The following is a 20,574-nucleotide window of genomic DNA, read 5'->3' on the forward strand; positions in this document are numbered from 1 at the left end:
TAAATATTGGCTTCCTTTTTTTCAATTCTACTCTAGATTCAAGCTAAAACCAGTAGATAGATACTGCATGTTGTGGTTGATGCCAAATCCATAAGACACATCAAATTGCATGGTATTGTTAACCAAATAGGTAAAACCGGTATCAAAACTATTTTTAAATTTCTTTAAGGATTCCCATTCACCATAAGGCTCAAGATAGAAGTTCAACTGTTGGGTTATTTTAATAGCCAAAGCTACAGCATACGTTCCTTTAGAAGAGTTGTTACCCTCATAATCATAGCCGATATTATAACCGAGATTAAAACGATCACTTAAGCGATGGGCAACAGCAAACTTATTTATTGATCCAAAAAAGGCAGGGTCAATTAGATTAAAACCCAAAGGCACTATTAGATGTGAAATAAAAGCAGCTTCTGTATTGTTTTTTTGAAATAATTGAAATTTAAAACCTATTTGCAAGTTTTTAAAACCGTTTATAACTTTACTCTGCAATTCATTTTTTTGGGATTCAAACTCTTGAAATAAGCGTATTTCAAATTTGTTAGTTAGTCCATAACGAACTAATATCGAAGGAGCAATCAGGTTTTGAGAATCTAACCCGTCTTTATCAAAAGAGCCATACACAAATCCACTTTCAAATTGTAAACTACTTAAAGCAACCAAAGAGGCTCCTTCAGTCTGATCTGGTCGATCAGTACTAATTGTTTGTCCAAGAATAAGACTTGGAATTAAAAGCATACTAAAAAAAAAGACAGGATGTAATTTGTGCATGATAGTTTAAATTTTGTCAAATATAAATAAATTTTTAGGTTTGTCTAAAAATTTATTTATATAATAATAAATTGTATATTTGCCGAAACTAAATACAAGTATGTTTACCCAAGCTGAAGAAAATTATTTAAAAAGCATTTATCATTTAGGCTTGCTATCCAAAAAAGGGATTAGCACCAATGCGATTGCTAAAAAATTAGAAACTAAAGCGTCTTCTGTTACTGATATGATTCAAAAGTTGGCGGATAAAAAAGTGCTGATTTATCAAAAATATCAAGGCGTTAAATTGACTGATCTAGGGACTAAAACAGCTGCTAATATTATTAGAAAACATCGACTTTGGGAAGTTTTTTTAGTGGAGAAATTAAATTTTTCTTGGGATGAAGTACACGATGTAGCAGAGCAGCTAGAACATATTAGATCTAAAAAACTAATCGCAGAACTCGATGCTTTTTTAGGTTTTCCAAAAAGTGATCCACATGGAGATCCTATTCCAGACGTCAATGGAAACCTTCCTCAAATAGAGAAGTGTTTATTAGCGTCTTTAAGCAAAAATGAAAAAGGACTTTGTGTAGGAGTTAATGATTCTTCTTCTGAGTTTTTGCAATTTTTGGATAAGCAAGAGATAGCCTTGGGCCAAGTGATTACTGTACTTAATAAGGAGCCTTTTGACGGCTCTCTAACCATAGAAATTGGAAGTAGAGCACTTTCAATTTCAAATAAAATAGCAAACAATTTATACGTACAAAAACAATGAGCACATTTGATCAAATAGTTGCATTTGCAAAAGAAAACCCAATCTGGGCAGCCTTATATGCCTCTTTATTTACTTGGGGCTTAACCGCATTAGGAGCGGCATTGGTGTTTTTCTTTAAGAAAATGAATAGAGCTGTCTTAGATGGCATGCTTGGTTTTACAGGAGGCGTAATGGTCGCTGCCAGTTTTTGGAGTTTATTGGCTCCCGCTATCGACAATAGCCCTGGAGAAGGATTTGTAAAAGTATTGCCATCTGCCATTGGATTTGCTCTAGGAGCTTTGGCACTTTTTGGGATGGATAAAATTTTACCCCACCTTCATATTAACTTTAAAGAAAGCGAAGCAGAGGGTGTTAAAACAGGCTGGCATAAAACTACCTTATTGGTATTGGCAATTACCCTTCACAACATTCCAGAAGGTTTGGCTGTCGGGGTTTTGTTTGGTGCTGCATCAACTTTAGTAGGTGTAGAACAAACAGAAATGATCATTGCTGCCATTTCTTTAGCCATTGGTATTGGGATTCAAAATTTTCCAGAAGGATTTGCTGTTGCGATGCCTTTGAGAAGACAGGGTGTAAGTCGATTTAAGAGTTTTTGGTATGGACAGCTCTCCGCGATTGTTGAACCTGTTGCTGCTGTTTTAGGTGCAGTCGCTGTTTCATTTTTTACACCAATTTTACCATATGCTTTAGCTTTTGCAGCAGGTGCGATGATTTTTGTGGTGGTAGAAGAAGTAATTCCAGAAACACAACAAGATAAATATACAGATATTGCCACCTTAGGTTTTATAGGAGGGTTTATCGTCATGATGTCCTTAGATGTTGGTTTAGGCTAAGATCAAAAAAGAAAGACCAAAGCCAAACAAAATTGTTTGGCTTTTTTGTATTTTGCAGGAAAAATAACCTGTGAATTCAGTTTCAACCTTTCAAGTTTATAATGCCTCCGCAGGTAGCGGAAAGACTTTTACTTTGGTAAAAGAATACTTAAAAATCCTACTGCAAACAGAGGATGTTTATGCTTTTCAGAAGATTTTGGCAATCACCTTTACCAATAAGGCTGCTGCCGAAATGAAAGAGCGGGTGTTAGAAAACTTACAAGCTATTTCAGAAGGAGAGGCCACAGATATTCTAAAAATCATACTTCTAGAAACTTCCCTAGATCAGAAAATAGCAACCAAGCGAGCAACAATTATTTTAAAAGCCATACTCCAAAATTATTCGGCTTTTTACATTACTACTATTGATAGCTTTACCCATAAAATTATCAAATCCTTTGCTTTTGATTTGGGATTAAACCTCAATTTTGAAGTAGAAATGGATGCAACTACACTTTTAAGCAAAGCGGTTGATGTCTTAATTTCTAAAATAGGTGTAGACGCAAGTCTTACCAAGGTTCTTATAGATTTCTCCATAGACAAAGCAGCAGACGATAAATCTTGGGACATCGTAAAAGATTTAAATAGTTTTGCCAAATTGCTTTTAAACGAAGATGAAGCCAAACATTTTAAAAGATTATCAAGCACCACACTAGAGGATTTTTTAGAACTAAAAACAAAACTTAAACAACAGCAAAAAAATATTGAACAGCAAGCCAAAGAGCTTGGAGAAAAAGGACTTGCTCTTATTGATGGACAAGCCTTAAAACACAATGATTTTTATTATTCTTTATTACCAAAACACTTTGTAAAATTAAGGACCTCTATTAAAAGTGCTGCGTTTTTTAATAATGGATCGCTTAAAAAAAGAATTGAGGAAGAACTTTTTTACAGCAAAAAGACATCCGCAGAGAGTATTTCGAGCATTGAGTTTATTTTGCCAGAACTTTTAGAGTTGTATAAACAGTCTGAAGAACTCTATAGACTCTATACACTCAATGCATTAATTTTAAAAAACCTGATTCCACTAGCCGTTGTTTCTAAAATTAACTCTGAACTTTCTCAAATTAAAGAAGACAATAATATTCGATTAAACGCGGAGTTTAATCAATTAATCTCTGATGCAATTGCCGACGAACCAGCGCCTTTTATTTATGAGAGAATTGGTCAAAAGTTTAGCAATTATTTTTTGGATGAGATGCAAGATACCTCGGTGTTGCAATGGACAAACTTAATTCCGTTAATACACAATAGCTTGGCGCAGGAAAGTGGAAGCCTGTTGTTGGTAGGCGATGGAAAACAAGCAATCTACCGATGGAGAGGAGGAAGGGCTGAGCAATTTATAGCCTTGGGTAGTGAGCAAAATTCAAATGCAGCCAACCCGTTTCAGGTGCCAAAAACCGTTGAAAAACTAGATACCAATCGCAGAAGTTATAGCCAAATTATTGATTTTACCAATGAGTTTTTTCAACATGTGGCTCAGTATCTTCAAGAACCCTCTTACCAACATTTATTTTTGGATGGAAATAAACAAAAAACCACCGACAAAAAAGGAGGTTATGTTTCCATTGATTTCTTAGAAACTGAAGAAGATAAAGAAGAAGACGATTTAAAATTCGCGAAAAGAGTTCACGAGATTATTTTAACTATTGATCCTTCATTTTCTAGAAATTCAATCTGTGTATTGGTTCGAAATAAAAAAAATGCCATCACTGTAGCCAATTATCTTTCAGAAAAAGATGTCCGGATTGTTTCTTCAGAAACGCTGTTGTTAGCAAACAGTACTAAAGTTAATTTTTTGATTGACCTCTTGCAGATTGTTGAGCACCCAAATGATCAATCTGCAAAATTAAAAGCCCTCTATTTTCTCCATAAAAACCTTCAACTAAATACAGATCCAACGCTGTTTTATGCAGACTTGGTCCATGAAGAAAATGCTAGTTTCTTTGCTAAATTAAATGACTTGGGTTGCCTATTTGATTTTGTGGTTTTTCAACAAAGTTCTTTATACGAAAAGATAGAGATGCTTATTCGAAGCTTTCAATTGGCACCGAGTTCTGATGCCTATTTACAATTCTTTTTAGATGTTGTTTTTGAACAGCAGCAAAAAAGAAGTAGTGTACAAGAGTTTTTAAATTTTTGGGAACTCAAAAAAGATAGTTTAAGTATTGTTGCACCTTCTGATGAAGCCGCCGTGCAAATTATGACCATTCACAAAGCCAAAGGATTAGAGTTTCCGATTGTGATTTTTCCCTATGATATTGATATCTATTTTCAGAAAGAACCAAAAGCTTGGCTACAAAACTTACCAGGAGAAAATTTTGAAGGTTTTGATGAATTACTTATTTCTGCCTCAAAAGACATTCAAGACATTAACAACGAAGGGGCTGCTATTTATCAAGAGCAGCAAACCTTACTGGAGTTGGATAATTTTAACCTGATGTATGTTGCTTTTACCAGACCTATTGAGCAGTTGTATATAGTTGCCAATAAAAAAACAGCTAGCAAAGGCGAAGTAAAACTTAGGTCCTCGGCAGGCTTGCTTATTAATTACTTGCAAGAAACAGGGCACTGGTCTGAAGATAAATTGCATTATGATTTTGGACAAGCCAATCGACTTAGTACTGTAGAGAAAACAAAAATTAAAACTCAGATTCAAAAGCGATTTATTAGCAATTCAATCGCAGAATTGCCCATCACTATTTTGGCGAGTTCATCGATTCTTTGGGATACAGTACAAGGAAAGGCTATTGCATACGGAAATCTTATTCATGAGCTTTTATCTAAAATTAAAACGCATAATGATGTAGATGCTGTTTTGCAAGTGTATAAGCAGCAAGGGTTGTTAGATCAACAAAATGAAAGGTTGGTTAAAAACCAGGTGCTTCAGATTGTCAATCATTCACTTTTAAAAAAATATTATTCAGCAGAGGTCTCTGTATACAATGAACGAGAGATTGTAGATACAGACGGTCAAATTATTATTCCAGACAGGTTGGTTTTTCTTTCAAAAAACGAAGTGGTTTTGCTAGATTATAAGACAGGAAAACCAGAAAAGCAACATCAACAACAACTGCTTAGGTATGAAAAGGTACTTTCCTCGATGAATTTAAAAACACTTAAAAAAGTACTCGTATATATTGACAGTGAAATTTTAGTCGAGGAATTCTAGATTGCTTCTTTAAAAGTTTTGCTATTTTTACAGCAAAATTACAACATCATATTTACTATGTACGGAAAAATACAACAAGTACTCGAACAAGAATTACAAGATATTAAAGACGCAGGTTTGTACAAATCAGAGCGTATCATAACTTCATCACAAGACGCGGTCATAAAAATTTCAACTGGAGAAGAGGTTATCAATTTTTGCGCCAACAACTATTTGGGTTTATCAAACAACCCTGAGGTCATACAAGCCGCAAAAGATACTATGGATACGCATGGGTTTGGAATGTCTTCAGTTCGTTTTATTTGCGGAACTCAAGATATACACAAACAACTTGAAAAAACAGTTGCTGATTTTTATCAAACAGAAGATACCATTTTATATGCAGCAGCATTTGATGCCAATGGAGGTGTTTTTGAACCTTTATTAACTGCCCAGGACGCTATTATTTCTGATAGTTTAAACCACGCATCTATTATTGATGGGGTTCGTTTGTGTAAAGCAGCTCGTTATCGTTATGATAATAATGATATGAAATCTTTAGAAGATCAACTGATTGAAGCAAATAAACAAAACCACAGGTTTAAAATTATTGTAACCGATGGTGTGTTCTCAATGGATGGTATTGTTGCCAAGCTAGATGAGATTTGTGATTTGGCAGATAAATACGATGCTTTGGTTATGGTGGATGAATGTCATGCTGCTGGTTTTATCGGTAAAACAGGAAGAGGGACTTTAGAACTTAAAAATGTGATGGGCCGTGTAGATATTGTAACAGGTACTTTTGGGAAAGCTCTTGGAGGCGCAATGGGAGGTTATACTACTGGAAAAAAAGAAATTATCGCTTTGCTTCGTCAACGATCTAGACCTTATTTATTTTCTAACTCATTAGCTCCTGCAATTGTTGGAGCCAGTTTAAAGGTTTTTGATCTAATTGCAAATGACACTAGTTTTAGAGATCGTTTAGAGTGGAACACTAATTATTTTAGAACAGGGATGGAAAAGGCTGGTTTTGATTTGGTTGGGGCTGATGCAGCCATAGTTCCAGTAATGCTTTACGATGCAAAGTTGTCGCAAGAGATGGCAAATCAATTATTGGAAGAAGGTATTTATGTGATTGGTTTTTTCTTTCCGGTTGTTCCTAAAGAAAAAGCGAGAATCCGAGTACAACTATCTGCTTCTCATACACAAGAACATTTAGACAAGGCAATAGCTGCATTTACTAAGGTAGGGAAAGCCTTAAAAGTTATTTAAAAACAAAAAAACTTGTAGATTCTAGAAGTTTTTGTAGATTTGTCTTTGAATATAAGTTTTAACCACTTATTTTTGCATACATAATAAACGAACTTTTAATTTAAAAATTTGATAATGAAACAATTTAAAATAGCTGTGATAGCTTTGTTTACGTTAGTAACAGTTAGCAACGTAAGCGCACAAGACGCATCAAATCCTTGGGCAGTTAGTGCTGGGGTTACTGTAGTTGATGTTAAAGGAGGAAACTCAATTAGTAATGTCCTTAAAGATTATTTTGGAACTGGTGATTGGGAATTTGGTGTTCCAAGAATTACTGGTGAGAGATATTTAAATGAAGACTTTACTGCGCAATTGGCTTTGTCTTATGCAAAAGTGAATTCTAACACTTATTTGTCAGCTGATGCAAATGTAAAGTACAGCTTAAACAAATTGTCAGAAATGGTTTTTGGATCTACTACTCAGTATTTTGATCCTTATATTCTTGCAGGAGCAGGGATGACTCATTTATACGGAAATAAATTCCTTACAGTTAACGCTGGTTGGGGAGTAACAAGTTGGATAGATGAAAACTATGGTATTAACTTCCAGTCTGGACTTAAACAAGCTTTTGGTTCAAACAGAGTTAGTCATTACCAACACTCTTTAGGAGTTGTTTACCGTTTTGGTGCTGTTGATACTGATGGTGACGGTGTAGTTGATAAAGATGACGCTTGTCCAGATGTTGCTGGTTTAGCAGCTTTCAATGGTTGTCCTGATACTGATGGTGACGGAGTACAAGATTCTGAAGATGCTTGTGTTAATGTTGCTGGTTTAGCTTCATTAAACGGTTGTCCTGATGCAGATGGTGATGGTATCGCTGATAAAGATGATATGTGTCCAGATGCTAAAGGTTCTGCAGCTAACAATGGTTGTCCAGATTCTGATGGTGACGGAGTTGTTGATAGAGATGATAAATGTCCTAATGTAGCAGGTCCTGTTGCAAACGGTGGATGTCCTTGGCCAGATACTGACGGAGACGGAGTATTAGACAAAGATGATAACTGTCCTAATGAAGCAGGTGTTGCATCTAACAACGGTTGTCCAGAGCCAGTAATTACTGACGCTGCAGCTAAAGAATTAGAAGATTTCGCTAAATCTATCTTGTTTAACAGTGGAAGAACTACCTTTAAAACTGGAGTTTCTGCTAAGTTAGACCAAGTAGTTGAGTTGATGAATAAATTCCCAAGAGCTAACTTCATCATTGAAGGTCATACTGATAGCACTGGTACTGATGCAGTAAACTTAAAAGTTTCTGACAAAAGAGCTAAAGCTGTAAGAGATTACTTAGTGAAAAATGGAGTTGACGCTAGTCGTTTAGAATCAAAAGGATTCGGTGAAATGTATCCAATTGCTGATAACAAAACAAGCGCAGGAAGAGCTAAGAACAGAAGAGTTGTTATTAAAGTAGTAGAATAATAACAATCTCTTAGAGATATTAAAAAGCCTCATGGAAACATGAGGCTTTTTTTATGTGCTATTGTTAAGCTCTTTTTATTCTTTGATCTAACTAAACTTTTGATTAAAAAATACTGTAAAACGCTTTTAAAGTTCCTTTAAATAATTTACCTTTGCACCCTGAAAAAGAGAGGTAAAACTCACAATATAAAATAACTAACATTAATTAGATACGACAATGTCTACAATAACAGGTAAAGTTTCTCAAATTATTGGTCCAGTAATCGATGTGGAATTTAATACAGAAAACGGAGTACTTCCTCAAATTTACGATTCATTAGAAATTGTAAAAACTGATGGTTCTATTTTGGTTTTAGAAGTACAACAACATATCGGTGAAGATACCGTACGTACCATCTCTATGGATGCTACGGATGGTTTAAGAAGAGGACAAGAAGTAAAAGCAACTGGTAGTCCAATTCAAATGCCAATAGGTGGAGATATTTATGGCCGTTTGTTTAATGTCACAGGAGATGCTATTGATGGATTAGGGAATTTAGACAAGACTGGTGATCATGGTTTACCAATTCACCGTTCTGCTCCTAAATTTGAAGATTTATCTACTTCAACTGAAGTTCTTTTTACAGGAATTAAAGTAATTGACTTAATCGAGCCTTACTCTAAAGGAGGTAAGATTGGTTTATTCGGTGGAGCCGGTGTAGGTAAAACAGTATTGATTCAAGAGTTGATCAACAATATCGCAAAAGGTCACGGTGGTTTATCTGTGTTTGCAGGAGTTGGTGAAAGAACTCGTGAAGGAAATGACTTGTTGAGAGAGATGTTAGAATCAGGAATTATCAAATACGGTGATGACTTTATGCATTCTATGGAAGAAGGCGGATGGGATTTATCAAAGGTTGATAAACCAGGAATGAAAGAATCTAAAGCAACATTTGTTTTTGGACAAATGAACGAACCTCCTGGAGCTCGTGCTCGTGTAGCCTTGTCAGGATTAACCATTGCAGAGTATTTCCGTGATGGAGCAGGTGATTCTCAAGGAAAAGACGTATTGTTTTTCGTAGATAATATCTTCCGTTTTACACAAGCAGGATCAGAAGTATCAGCTTTGTTAGGACGTATGCCATCAGCGGTAGGATACCAACCAACTTTGGCAACAGAGATGGGAGCAATGCAAGAACGTATTACTTCAACTAAAAAAGGATCAATTACATCTGTACAAGCAGTATATGTACCTGCGGATGATTTAACAGATCCAGCACCAGCAACAACTTTTGCGCATTTAGATGCAACAACCGTATTGTCTCGTAAAATTGCAGAATTGGGTATTTACCCAGCAGTAGATCCTTTAGATTCTACTTCTAGAATTTTAAGTGCAGATATTTTAGGTGATGAGCACTATGACTGTGCAACTCGTGTAAAAGAATTGTTACAACGTTATAAAGAATTACAAGACATTATTGCCATCTTAGGTATGGAAGAATTGTCTGAAGAAGATAAATTAGCAGTTCACAGAGCAAGACGTGTACAACGTTTCTTATCTCAACCTTTCCATGTTGCAGAGCAGTTTACAGGAATCCCTGGAGTATTGGTAGATATTAAAGATACCATCAAAGGATTTAACATGATTATGGATGGAGAATTGGATAAATATCCTGAAGCAGCATTTAACTTACGTGGTTCAATTGATGATGCAATTGAGGCAGGTGAAAAAATGTTAGCAGAAGCGTAAAAATCAGTTTTAAGTTTTAAGTTCAGAATTAACTAAAAACTCAAAACTAAAAATTAAAAGATATATGTTTTTAGAAATCGTATCACCAGAAGCTATTTTATTTTCATCAGAAATTGATTCAATTTCAGTTCCTGGTGTCAATGGAGATTTTCAAATGTTGAACAATCACGCGCCAATCGTTTCTATTTTAAGAACTGGAACTGTTGAAATTCACACGCATACTCAAGAACATTTAGAGTTAAATGATTTGAGTGGGCTTCTTGTGCCAAAAGCAGATGATGATAAAATTTTAACATTGAAAATTAATTCGGGAACTATAGAAATGAAAGACAATAAAGTCATTTTATTAGCCGATTAATTGAGTTTCTTATAAAATATTTAAATCCCCGTTAATAACGGGGATTTTTTTTGTTAAAATAGTACTAAAAGTCTTCCCTAAAATTTGCTATGTAATTTCTTTTGATGAACTTTATAGTTTTATACCTAATAAAAACTAACAACTAAATCAAATGAAAAAACTTATCCTGCTATTTGTATTTGTCTTTGCTACAAGTATACTTACTGCACAACGGACACCAGAACCAAACTACAGAGCTGCGGCTAAATATTCGCCAAAGAATCTTGCAAAGTTGGTACACTCTACAACAGTCTCTCCTAACTGGTTAAAAAAAGGAAATCGATTTTGGTATCAATATAAAACCTCTGATGGGGCTAATTATTATTTGGTTGATGCTGATAAAAAAACCAGAACTCCACTTTTTGACAATGTTAAAATGGCCAAATGGTTAACAGAAATCACTAAAGATCCTTATGATGCTCAACATTTACCTCGTTTAAGTTTTAAATTTAATGAGAGTGAAACTGCTATCCGTTTTAGAGTAACGGCTACTGAAGAAGTACCTGCAAAAGAAGACGATGCTAAAAAAGGTAAAAAGGATGCGAAAGCCAAAAGCAAAAAACCAAAGATGGAAAAAAAGATATACCATCTTGAGTATAGGCTTGGAGGCAATAGCTTGACCATTATTGACAATGAAAAAGAAGATCGCAAAAGAAAGAGCTGGGCAAACATTGCTCCAGATAGCTCTATTGTTTTGTTTTCTAAAAATTACAATCTTTTTTGGATGGATAAGGCTAATTTCTTAAAAGCTTTAGAAGATGAAAAAGATTCTACCATCGTAGAACACCAATGGACTAAAGATGGCGTAGAAGATTATAGCTATGGCGGAGGAAGCCGTGGTGAAAACAATGAAACGAAGATTAAAAACCAAGATAAGCGTAAAGGTGTTTGGGGAACTTGGTCTCACGATTCTAAAAAGTTTGTTTTTCAAAAAACTGACTCGAGAGCCCTTAAAGACTTATGGGTTATTAACTCTGTAAGTAGCAAAAGACCAGTTTTAGAAACGTATAAATACCACATGCCAGGAGAAGCAGAATTTAGCAAGACAGAATTGTTAATTTTTGATATTCCTACAAAATCGGTTACCAATATTGCATTGGATACCACCAAACAACAAAGTGTATCAGTTTTTAGAGCACCAATAAAGTTGTCAGATAGATCTAATGATTTTAACCCATCATTATTGTTGTCTAAAAAAGGCAAAGTCTACTATAGTGTTATCAGTAGAGATCGTAAAAAATATGATATTTGTGTAGCAGATTTAAATACAGGAAAATCTAAAGTGCTAATAGAAGAGCGTTTTAACACCTATATTGAGTCTAGACCTCTAATCTTATTTAATGATGAAACAGAAATGTTGCATTGGGCAGAACGTGATGGATGGGCACATTTTTACTTGTATGACAGCAATGGGAAATTAAAAAATCAGGTAACTGATGGTGATTATCACGTTGCTAATTTTGCAGGATTGGATGAAAAATCAAGAACCTTGTATTTTACTGCAAATGGAGCTGATAAAAGTCAAGATCCTTACTATGAGCACATGTATAAAATCAACTTAAATGGATCTGGCATGAAAAGCCTAAATCCAGGGAATTTTACAACTAGAACTAGTATGTCAGATTCTAACAAGTTTTTTGTAAGTAATTATTCTAGAGTAAATACCGTACCAAAATCTGAGTTGCGTACTTCTGATGGAAGATTGGTAATGGACTTAGAAGAAGCAGATCTAACACAATTGTTCGCAACAGGCTATAAGTTCCCAGAGCCGTTTAAAGTAAAAGCAGCTGATGGAATTACAGATTTGTATGGAGTAATGTACAAGCCTTTTAATTTTAACCCAAACTTATCATATCCTTTATTAGAATATGTATATCCAGGTCCACAAACAGAGTCTGTAAACAAATCTTTTTCTTACAGCATGGATCGTTTGGATAGAATGGCTCAAGTAGGTTTTATTGTAATTACCCTTGGTAATAGAGGAGGTCACCCAGATCGTTCTAAATGGTATCATAATTATGGATATGGAAACCTAAGAGATTATGGGTTGGATGATAAAAAATACGTTGCTGAGCAGTTGGCAAACAAACACAGGTTTATTGACATTTCTAAAGTAGGTATCTATGGACACTCTGGTGGAGGTTTTATGTCTACTGCTGCAATGTTGGTTTATCCAGATTTCTTTAAAGCTGCAGTTTCATCTGCAGGGAACCATGACAATACTGTTTACAACAGCTGGTGGAGTGAAACGCATCACGGAGTTAAAGAAGAAATCGATGAAAAAGGAAAATCAAGTTATGTGTATAAGATTGATGTAAATCAAACTTTGGCAGAAAACTTAAAAGGACACCTAATGTTAATCCATGGTGATGTAGATAATAATGTACATCCAGCCGGAACCATTAGAATGGCAAATGCATTGATCAAAGCTAACAAGAGGTTTAAGTTTATGATTATGCCAGGACAACGTCATGGCTTTGGAAGCATGACAGAGTATTCTTTTTGGTTGCGTGCAGATCACTTTAGCAAGTATTTCTTAGGGAAAGAAGCGACAAGTGTAGACATTACAGAGATGAATAGAGACGTTCCTCAAAACAGATAAGGAACTTATCCAAATAAAAAAACGCCGAGCAAAGCTCGGCGTTTTTTGTTTATGACTGAACTGTTATTTTTTCTCCAACCAAGCCTTTCTGTTTTTCAACATGGCTTCAGTTGGTTTTTTACCAGCTGTTTCAAAAGATTGAATGGTATATCTAGGGTCTTTAACAAGCGTTGTTTTTACGGTTTTTAAGTTGTTATAACGACTGTATTGAATGTTGATTACATCTCCAGCCTTATAGTTGCTTAAAATAGCATTTACCGAATTGTTTCTGCTCACAGCATGATTGTCAATTGCTACAATTTGATCCCCATTATTTAAACCAGCTTTATAAGCAGGGCTTCCTTTTTGTGCATTTCCACTAACAAGACCATTTGGAGCGCTAACACCAAAAAAGACATTTTTGCTATCTTGTTTTAACAGCAATCCAACAGATTCAAATAAAGGAGTATAGTTTGGCATTGCACTTTTATAGATATAATTGTTAAAGAAGTAATCTCCAAACAATTTACCCGCATAACTGTTTAAGGTTTTATTTAGGTCTTCTACGGTATAGGGTTTTTCATTTTTTCCATAGGTTTTCCAAACCTTTTGCATAAAACCATCCAAGGTTAAATTTCCTTTTTCATTTCGCAAAGACAAATCTAAGGCCAAGCCCAAAACGCTTCCGTAAGAATAATAAGAAATAAAGGTGTTTTCTCTATTTACAGGGTCAACAGAGGTAGCAGCATCTACAAACGGAGCTTGATAGCTCATCTCTATTGGATTAAAATAAGATCTTCCTGGTGAGTTCCATACATAATTAAAAGCGCCTCCTAAGCTATTAATATAAGCTTCTGGGCTCATGATGCCTGCACGGCATAAAATTAAATTGGTGTAATAACTGGTAAAGCCTTCTGCAAACCAAAGTTCACCACTCATATTAGCCTCTTCAAAATCAAATGGCTCTAAAGATTGAGGGCGGATACGTTCTACGTTCCAAGCATGAAAAAACTCATGAGAAACGGTTCCTATATTTCCTTTCATTCCTCCATTAGCCAAGCTTCGTGAACTACTTACCACTGTAGAGTTTCTGTGTTCCATGCCATCTCCACTTGCGTTAGGCACATAACAGGCTAAAAAGGTATAGGCTCCATAATCAAAATCAGGTAACGTACCGTAAACGGCTTTTTCTTGTAAAACAACGGCTTTTACCTGCTCAAAATAGGCATCCAATTCTGCTTCGGTTCCGTTGTGATGCAAGGCTAAATTAATAGTATAGTTTTTATCATTTGCAGCTACCTGAAAAGAGCGAACCTGATGATTGCTTAACTCTACTGGGCTGTCCATAAAGTATTGCAAATTTGGAGCGTAGTAAGTGTTGTTAAACATCTTCTTTAATTGAGTAGCAATTTTCCAATCTGCTCTCGGATTAAAGGTAACTTGTATTGGTGTTGCTGCTAAAGACGGCGCAAACATAAATGTTGCAGGAATGTTTAAGTGCGCATGGGTCTCATCAATTTGCGCATAGGTTCCATCTGCTCTATTAGCAAAAAGGGTGTAGCTTACCTTTACAGTTCCATCGTGTTTTTCTACATCCCATTGGTATGGGTTTGGTCTGGTGATTTTCAGAGTTTCTCCTTTGCTGTTTACCGCTTTTACATTGTAAACATTTTTAGCAAATTCATGGATCGCGTAGCGACCAGGAGAGGTTCTACTCATTCTAAATGAAAACTTACCGGCTTTAATTTTTGTAAAAGAAACGGTAATTTCTGCTTCGTGTTGTGCTGCATTGTTAAAAGAAACATCATAGGTGATATAACTTTGGGCAGCGCTCATTTGAACAATACAGAGACTTAAAAATAAAATTTTGATAACTGAAAAACGCATAATCTATAGTTTTAAATACGAGAACTCAAAACTACGGAAAATTGATTAATCATTTACATATTCTAAAAGATCTGATGGTTGACAATCGAGAGCTTGGCAGATGGCTTCGAGTGTAGAAAACCGAATCGCTTTGGCTTTCCCTGATTTTAAAATGGACAAATTGGCCGTGGTAATGCCTATCTGTTCTGCCAAGTCTTTGCTTTTCATTTTCCGTTTGGCAAGCATTACATCTAAATTTACAATAATTGCCATAGTTAAATTGTTAAGTCGTTTTCTTGTTTTAGTTGTCGAGCTTCTATGAGTACTTTACTAATCAGTATAAAGAACAAACCTATAAATAAAATAAAAAGGTAGAGCATGTCTATTCCGTTCCAAATAGATACAATACTTGTATCAAAAATCCAATTGAAAGCTCTAAGGAGCAATATTAAAAGACCAATAAAAGTAAACAAATTTCCCGCTTTTTTTAAATGAGTAATACTGGCTAATGAAAATGTTTTGTTTGAAATAAAGAGCCTTGTCACGGTCTTTAAGTGGTAAAATCCGATCGTGAACAGTATTTGTGAAATGATCACCACTAAAAACAACACTTTAGTAGACCAATTGCTGTTGTAGATAAATTGAATTTCTTTAAACGTAAATGGAATTTTATCGCCCATAAACAGCCAGACTGGGTAGGACAATACAAAGATTCCTACACTTAGTATTGAGATATAAAACAGCAAGTTGATAACCCATTGTATCGTTTTGATAGCTTTCATCGTTTAAATGTTTTATTAAATTGTTAAATCGTTTTCTTGTTTTAAAACTCTTGAGTTTTCAAAAATTTTGCTAAATAACAAAAAGAACAAGCCGATGATGATGGCGATGATACTTTTTAAATCAATAGCAGCTGCTAGGATATTTGACCATCGAATTAAAAAATTATATTGACCACCAATCATGTCGTTTGCTATGTTTTGAATATAAATTGCAGAAAAGAATTGAATTGTAATTGTTGAAACTCCAATAAATATAAAAAGAGACCCTCCTTTTTGTAAGTTTTTCGTCACTCTTTCGCTATAAAAATCTGATTTTAAAAAAGAAGAAACACTTTTCTTTAAAAAGAAAATTGCCAAAATTAAGAGGACGTAATTTATAATTGCGATGCTGGGCATTAAATACATTTTCCAAGTAAAAAAACTACTAAACAGCATGGTATAAGCATTGTATGGACTTGGTAATATTTCTGGAAAAAACAATAGTATTACCCCAAATGCAAACCCTAGGGCAAAAATCGCAATTAAGGTGTAAAATAATAGATTGATAAGAGTTCTTAAAATTTGAATTGTTTTCATGTTTGATAAGTTTAGATGCAGCAAATATATACAAATTATTGAAAAACAATAATAAATTATTAAAAAAGAATGATTTTAATTCTTTGTTCGCTGGCGATAACATCAATTCATGAACTAGTTTAAAGTCGTATAATCCTAAAAACAACAGCATGAATATTAACAGAATAGCTTAGATAGCTACTTTAAGATAGGCACTCTTTAACTTTTGAACCACAGTTTCTAGTTCTTCTTCATTTAAATGTCCAAATCCAAAGCGGATGGCACAGGTGTTTTTATCCTGATAAAGTATCGTTTTTGGTAAGAATAAATGGAGCTTCTCTGCTTGTTCAGCTAGTTGTACTAAGGATATTTTAGCGGTAAACTCTAACCAAATGGCCAAGCCACCAGAAGGGATTTCCCAGGTTGCGATTTCTGAAAAATAATGAGTTAAAAGCTTGCTTAAACAATCTCTTCGTTGCTTATACACAACGATATTTTTTTTCATAAGGCGATAGATTTCGCCCTCGCTAATTAATTCAGAAAGCATTTGCTCTTGTATCAAATCGCCTTGTGTATCAAGCAATTGTAAATAATTAGTTGCTTCAGAGATTAAGTTTTCTGGCGCAACTATAAATCCTGTTTGAAAACTCGGAAACAAAGATTGCCCCATCTTCCCTAAATAAATCACCATTCCGCTGGCATTTGCACTTGCCATAGGCAACATTGCAGAGCCTTCAAACTGAAAATCGTAATCGTAATCATCTTCTATAATGGCAAAGCCATATTCTTTAGCAAGTTCTAGCAATGCCAAACGACGTTTTGCACTTAATGTTACTACGGTGGGATAATCTCTCTGGGCAGATACATAGACACATCGAATGCCTTGTTTTACAAAATGTTTTTTAATGTATTCAATATCTAAACCCTCTTTATCTACAGGAACTGTTTTAATGTTTGCGCCTACTTGCTGGAAAATCATATTGGCTGCATAATTACTTAAATTCCCTACCAATACCACATCGTTTTTTTTTATCAATAATTGAGAAACGATGTACAAACTCATTTCTGTACTACGCGTGCTTAACAAATTGCTAGGACTCATATGAAAACCTCTAGTCGCATTTAAAAAATTACACAACTGCGTTTGATAATGAGAATAGGAAAACTCCTGCGGTCTGTTCCATTTTTTTATCAACGTCTTTTTTTTCATTACAGCACTGTACCATCGTGTAAACTGATGTACAGGATGCAAACGCAAGTCTGGTTTGCCATCATTAATTGTAAAGCTTGCATTTGTCAACTGAGCTGTGGATGCTAAGTGAAAGGATTTTTGAAAAGGAAACCCTGTTGTTTTTGCGTATTTGTAAGCCTCATTTATTTTTTGAGAGGGTGCTTTTATTTTTGCGATCTTTAACTCTGGCTCTAAAACAAAGGTCCCTTTGTTTGGGAGTATTTCTACCCAACCTTGCGATGCCAGCTCTTCATAGATAGCAACAGCTGTATTTCTATGGATATTTAGTAGCTTGCTTAGAACACGCGTTCCGGGAAGGAGCGTCCCCTTGCTTAGGTACCTTCGTTGGATTGCATTTATAATCTGTTGTGAAACTTGGATGTACACAGGCTGAGCGCTAGTTTTATCAAAAACTATTAACTCTTTAAACAAGGCAATTACCGGACTATCTTTCATTTTAAAACTGGACTAGTTTAATCGTCCGGCAAGTTACTACTTTTGTCTTGCTTTTAAATAAAAAACAACATGATACGCAATACATTTTTTCTTGCATTTTTTCTGATGCAACTCACCTTATTTTCTCAAGAAAATATACCCGTCCAACAACTGGATACTGTGGTAATTAAATCGTCAAGAATCGACTTGCCTTTTAAAGAAAATTCTAGAACCTTACATATTATCACCGCTGCAGCTATTAAAAATAGTGCTGCTACCAATGTGGTTGCGCTTTTAAAACAAGTTGCAGGAGTAGACATCAGAACAAGAGGTACCGCCGGAAGCCAGGCAGATCTCTATATTAGAGGAGGTGGTTTTGACCAAACACTTTTATTAATAGACGGAATTAAAATGGATGATTCACAAACAGGACATCATACCTTAAATGCAGCACTTCCTCTAGAAGTCATCCAGCGAATCGAAATTGTAAAAGGGCCTGCTGCCAGAGTTTTTGGACAAAATGCCTTTACTGGAGCCATTAATATCGTTACCAAAAAGAGATTAGAAAATACGGTCATTACCCAAGTAGAAGCGGGTTCTTTTGGTCAGTTAAATGGAGCAATCACTGTGGGTAAAGAGTATGAGCATACCTCATTTATTGCACATGCAAGCGCTTTAACCTCTGATGGATATCGAACAAATACAGACTACAAAAACTACAATTACTTTTTAAAAGGAATTTTTAATAAGAAAAAACAGCCCATAGAATTGATTGCTACATTTTTTGATAAAAATTATGGCGCAGAAAATTTCTATACCACCAATCCTGCTTTTCATGAATACGAAGAGACTCAAAGTAGTTTGGTGGGTGTTTCAACCACATTTCGTACAGAAAAGTTTAAAATTACACCCAGAGTTTATTGGAAAAGAGGCCAAGATATCTTTTTGCTAAAAAGAGATGATCCTGGCTTTTATAGAAATTTACACATTACTAACAAGGTGGGTGTAGAGGCCAATGCTTCTTATACATCAAACTTAGGAGTAACAGGTTTTGGATTGGATGTTTCTGGCGTTTCTATTAGCAGTAATAACTTAGGAAAAAGAGACCGTATGATGGCATCGCTTTTTGTTGAGCACCGTTTTAAATTTTTCAATGAAAAATTAGACATTACTCCAGGAGTTGCCATTACCTATTTTTCGGATTTTAAATTTCACGCCTTTCCGGGGATGGATATCGGCTATGCCTTATCAGACAATTTAAAGGTGTATGGTAATATTGGCTACACCTACAGAATCCCAACCTATACAGATTTGTTTTATAAAGATCCCGTAACCATTGGGAATGAAAACTTAGAACCAGAGGAAGCCCTTTCGCAAGAACTAGGTATAAAATTTAACCAGTCTAACTTTTTTGGATCCATTGCTTTTTTTAACAGATCTGCTAAAAACCTAATCGATTATATTAGACCCAACACCAACCAAAGTGTTTTTACAGCTGCTAATATTGCAGAGGTAACCACCAAAGGCTTTGAGTTGGATGCTTCTTACCAATTTAAAATAAGCGATTATCAACAATCAATAGCTGTAGGATACAGTTATTTGGACGATGATATTTTAGATCAAAACAAAGATTTATCACGCTATTCTTTAAACACACTTAGGCATCAATTTACAACTCGTCTAACAACAAAGTTTTTTAAGAACATAGAACAAAACCTTATTTACAAGCACGCAGAACGAACCATTGGAACCAGTTATAATGTTTGGGATGCTTCTATAATAGTGGCTTTTAAATCTTTTGATTTTACACTTACTGCCAACAATATATTTGATGCAGACTATATAGAATCTGGTTTTATACCCATGCCACCAAGTAGTTTTATGGCTGGTCTGAGATACGCCTTTTAAACAATCTTAAAAACACCTTGGTAATTTTTATCAAGGTGTTTTTTATTTAATGAGCTATTTTTTTTGAATTCATGTAACAAAAAGTCTAATTTTAATACTAATTAGGTAGGAAGACCTTAAAAGAGACTTTTCTTTACTGTAATAAGGTTTCTTTTTAATTAACAGAACAGCTGTTATTTAATCAAAGATTTTCTATCTTTAGTAACTCATTTAAAACAATTGCTTTATGTCAGAATGGTTTTCAGATTTTACGCTCTTCGAAAAAGTGTATTGGGTAATTACAGGTGTCGCTACACTTCTTTTTCTGTTTGTTTTGATAGGAACTTTTATCGGAGCAGATCAAGGGGATGTTGGGGATGTGGACGCTGAGATTGATGCCGATACAGGAGCGGGATTTCAGTTTTTTACTTTAAAAAATATGGTTTCTTTTTTCGCCATATTCGGATGGAGTGGTATCGCAAGTATTGATGCCGGAAACTCAAAGACCCTTACCATTATTATTTCTGTAATCTGTGGATTGATTATGATGGCCATTATGGCTTCTATGTTTTATTATATCAGCAAGCTAGTCTCTAGTGGAACTCTTAAAATGAATAATGCGCTCAATGCCATTGGCGAAGTTTATTTAACCGTAGGTGCAAATAGATCTTCTATTGGTAAAGTACAAGTAAAAGTACAGGGAGCTCTAAGAGAGTTAGAAGCCTTGACAGATCACGATACTGATTTAAAACAAGGACATGTGATCAAGGTTATAGAAGTAACCAAGAATGGCATATTAATTATAGAACCTCAAACAAAATAAAAAATAGACT

General features: G+C 34.9%; 16 protein-coding genes. 10 read left to right on the forward strand and 6 right to left on the reverse strand.

The window, feature by feature from the left end:
• Window positions 1-27: 27 nt before the first annotated feature.
• Window positions 28-771: a transporter gene (locus WHC90_RS08540; protein WP_188598056.1), complete on the reverse strand. Its 744-nt coding sequence runs from the start codon at window positions 769-771 to the stop codon at window positions 28-30.
• Between the two features lie 100 nt (window positions 772-871).
• On the opposite strand from WHC90_RS08540, the gene WHC90_RS08545 reads away from it, so the two are divergent.
• The 8 genes from WHC90_RS08545 (at window position 872) to WHC90_RS08580 (ending at window position 13,006) form a co-directional block, all read left to right on the forward strand.
• Window positions 872-1,528 (forward strand): metal-dependent transcriptional regulator, encoded by a 657-nt coding sequence (locus tag WHC90_RS08545; RefSeq protein ID WP_188598057.1) that lies wholly within the window; start codon window positions 872-874, stop codon window positions 1,526-1,528.
• Complete coding sequence (locus WHC90_RS08550; RefSeq protein WP_188598058.1) at window positions 1,525-2,361, forward strand: ZIP family metal transporter; 837 nt, start codon at window positions 1,525-1,527, stop codon at window positions 2,359-2,361. The genes WHC90_RS08545 and WHC90_RS08550 overlap by 4 nt, the downstream gene beginning before the upstream one ends.
• A gap of 70 nt (window positions 2,362-2,431) precedes the next feature.
• On the forward strand, window positions 2,432-5,572 hold the full coding sequence (locus tag WHC90_RS08555; RefSeq protein ID WP_188598059.1) for a UvrD-helicase domain-containing protein: 3,141 nt from the start codon (window positions 2,432-2,434) through the stop codon (window positions 5,570-5,572).
• A gap of 57 nt (window positions 5,573-5,629) precedes the next feature.
• A complete protein-coding gene (gene kbl, locus WHC90_RS08560; RefSeq protein ID WP_188598060.1) occupies window positions 5,630-6,823 on the forward strand; it encodes a glycine C-acetyltransferase in 1,194 nt (397 codons plus the stop codon).
• Window positions 6,824-6,937: 114 nt separating this feature from the next.
• Window positions 6,938-8,278, forward strand: a complete 1,341-nt coding sequence (locus tag WHC90_RS08565) for an OmpA family protein (protein WP_188598061.1) — start codon at window positions 6,938-6,940, stop codon at window positions 8,276-8,278.
• Window positions 8,279-8,495: 217 nt separating this feature from the next.
• Window positions 8,496-10,007, forward strand: coding sequence for a F0F1 ATP synthase subunit beta (atpD, locus tag WHC90_RS08570; RefSeq protein ID WP_188598062.1), 1,512 nt, complete (start codon window positions 8,496-8,498; stop codon window positions 10,005-10,007).
• 64 nt (window positions 10,008-10,071) lie between these two features.
• Window positions 10,072-10,365: a FoF1 ATP synthase subunit delta/epsilon gene (locus tag WHC90_RS08575; RefSeq protein ID WP_188598063.1), complete on the forward strand. Its 294-nt coding sequence runs from the start codon at window positions 10,072-10,074 to the stop codon at window positions 10,363-10,365.
• Window positions 10,366-10,516: 151 nt separating this feature from the next.
• Window positions 10,517-13,006, forward strand: coding sequence for a S9 family peptidase (locus tag WHC90_RS08580; RefSeq protein ID WP_188598064.1), 2,490 nt, complete (start codon window positions 10,517-10,519; stop codon window positions 13,004-13,006).
• 63 nt (window positions 13,007-13,069) lie between these two features.
• Here WHC90_RS08580 and WHC90_RS08585 read toward each other — a convergent pair whose 3' ends face one another.
• The 5 genes from WHC90_RS08585 to WHC90_RS08605 form a co-directional block, all read right to left on the reverse strand.
• Window positions 13,070-14,872 carry a M61 family metallopeptidase gene (locus WHC90_RS08585; RefSeq protein ID WP_188598065.1) on the reverse strand — a complete coding sequence of 601 codons (1,803 nt, stop codon included), beginning with the start codon at window positions 14,870-14,872 and terminating at the stop codon, window positions 13,070-13,072.
• Between the two features lie 45 nt (window positions 14,873-14,917).
• Window positions 14,918-15,124, reverse strand: a complete 207-nt coding sequence (locus tag WHC90_RS08590) for a helix-turn-helix domain-containing protein (protein WP_188598066.1) — start codon at window positions 15,122-15,124, stop codon at window positions 14,918-14,920.
• A gap of 2 nt (window positions 15,125-15,126) precedes the next feature.
• Window positions 15,127-15,633, reverse strand: a complete 507-nt coding sequence (locus tag WHC90_RS08595) for a DUF2975 domain-containing protein (protein WP_188598067.1) — start codon at window positions 15,631-15,633, stop codon at window positions 15,127-15,129.
• Between the two features lie 15 nt (window positions 15,634-15,648).
• Window positions 15,649-16,209: a DUF2975 domain-containing protein gene (locus tag WHC90_RS08600; RefSeq protein ID WP_188598068.1), complete on the reverse strand. Its 561-nt coding sequence runs from the start codon at window positions 16,207-16,209 to the stop codon at window positions 15,649-15,651.
• A gap of 169 nt (window positions 16,210-16,378) precedes the next feature.
• A complete protein-coding gene (locus WHC90_RS08605; RefSeq protein WP_188598069.1) occupies window positions 16,379-17,875 on the reverse strand; it encodes a PLP-dependent aminotransferase family protein in 1,497 nt (498 codons plus the stop codon).
• 69 nt (window positions 17,876-17,944) lie between these two features.
• On the opposite strand from WHC90_RS08605, the gene WHC90_RS08610 reads away from it, so the two are divergent.
• Together WHC90_RS08610 and WHC90_RS08615 are read left to right on the forward strand one after the other, a co-directional pair.
• Complete coding sequence (locus WHC90_RS08610) at window positions 17,945-19,762, forward strand: TonB-dependent receptor domain-containing protein (protein WP_188598070.1); 1,818 nt, start codon at window positions 17,945-17,947, stop codon at window positions 19,760-19,762.
• Window positions 19,763-19,988: 226 nt separating this feature from the next.
• On the forward strand, window positions 19,989-20,564 hold the full coding sequence (locus WHC90_RS08615) for a hypothetical protein (RefSeq protein WP_188598071.1): 576 nt from the start codon (window positions 19,989-19,991) through the stop codon (window positions 20,562-20,564).
• Window positions 20,565-20,574 lie beyond the last annotated feature (10 nt).

The organism is Polaribacter pacificus (assembly GCF_038024035.1).
In the GTDB taxonomy this organism is placed as follows: domain Bacteria; phylum Bacteroidota; class Bacteroidia; order Flavobacteriales; family Flavobacteriaceae; genus Polaribacter; species Polaribacter pacificus.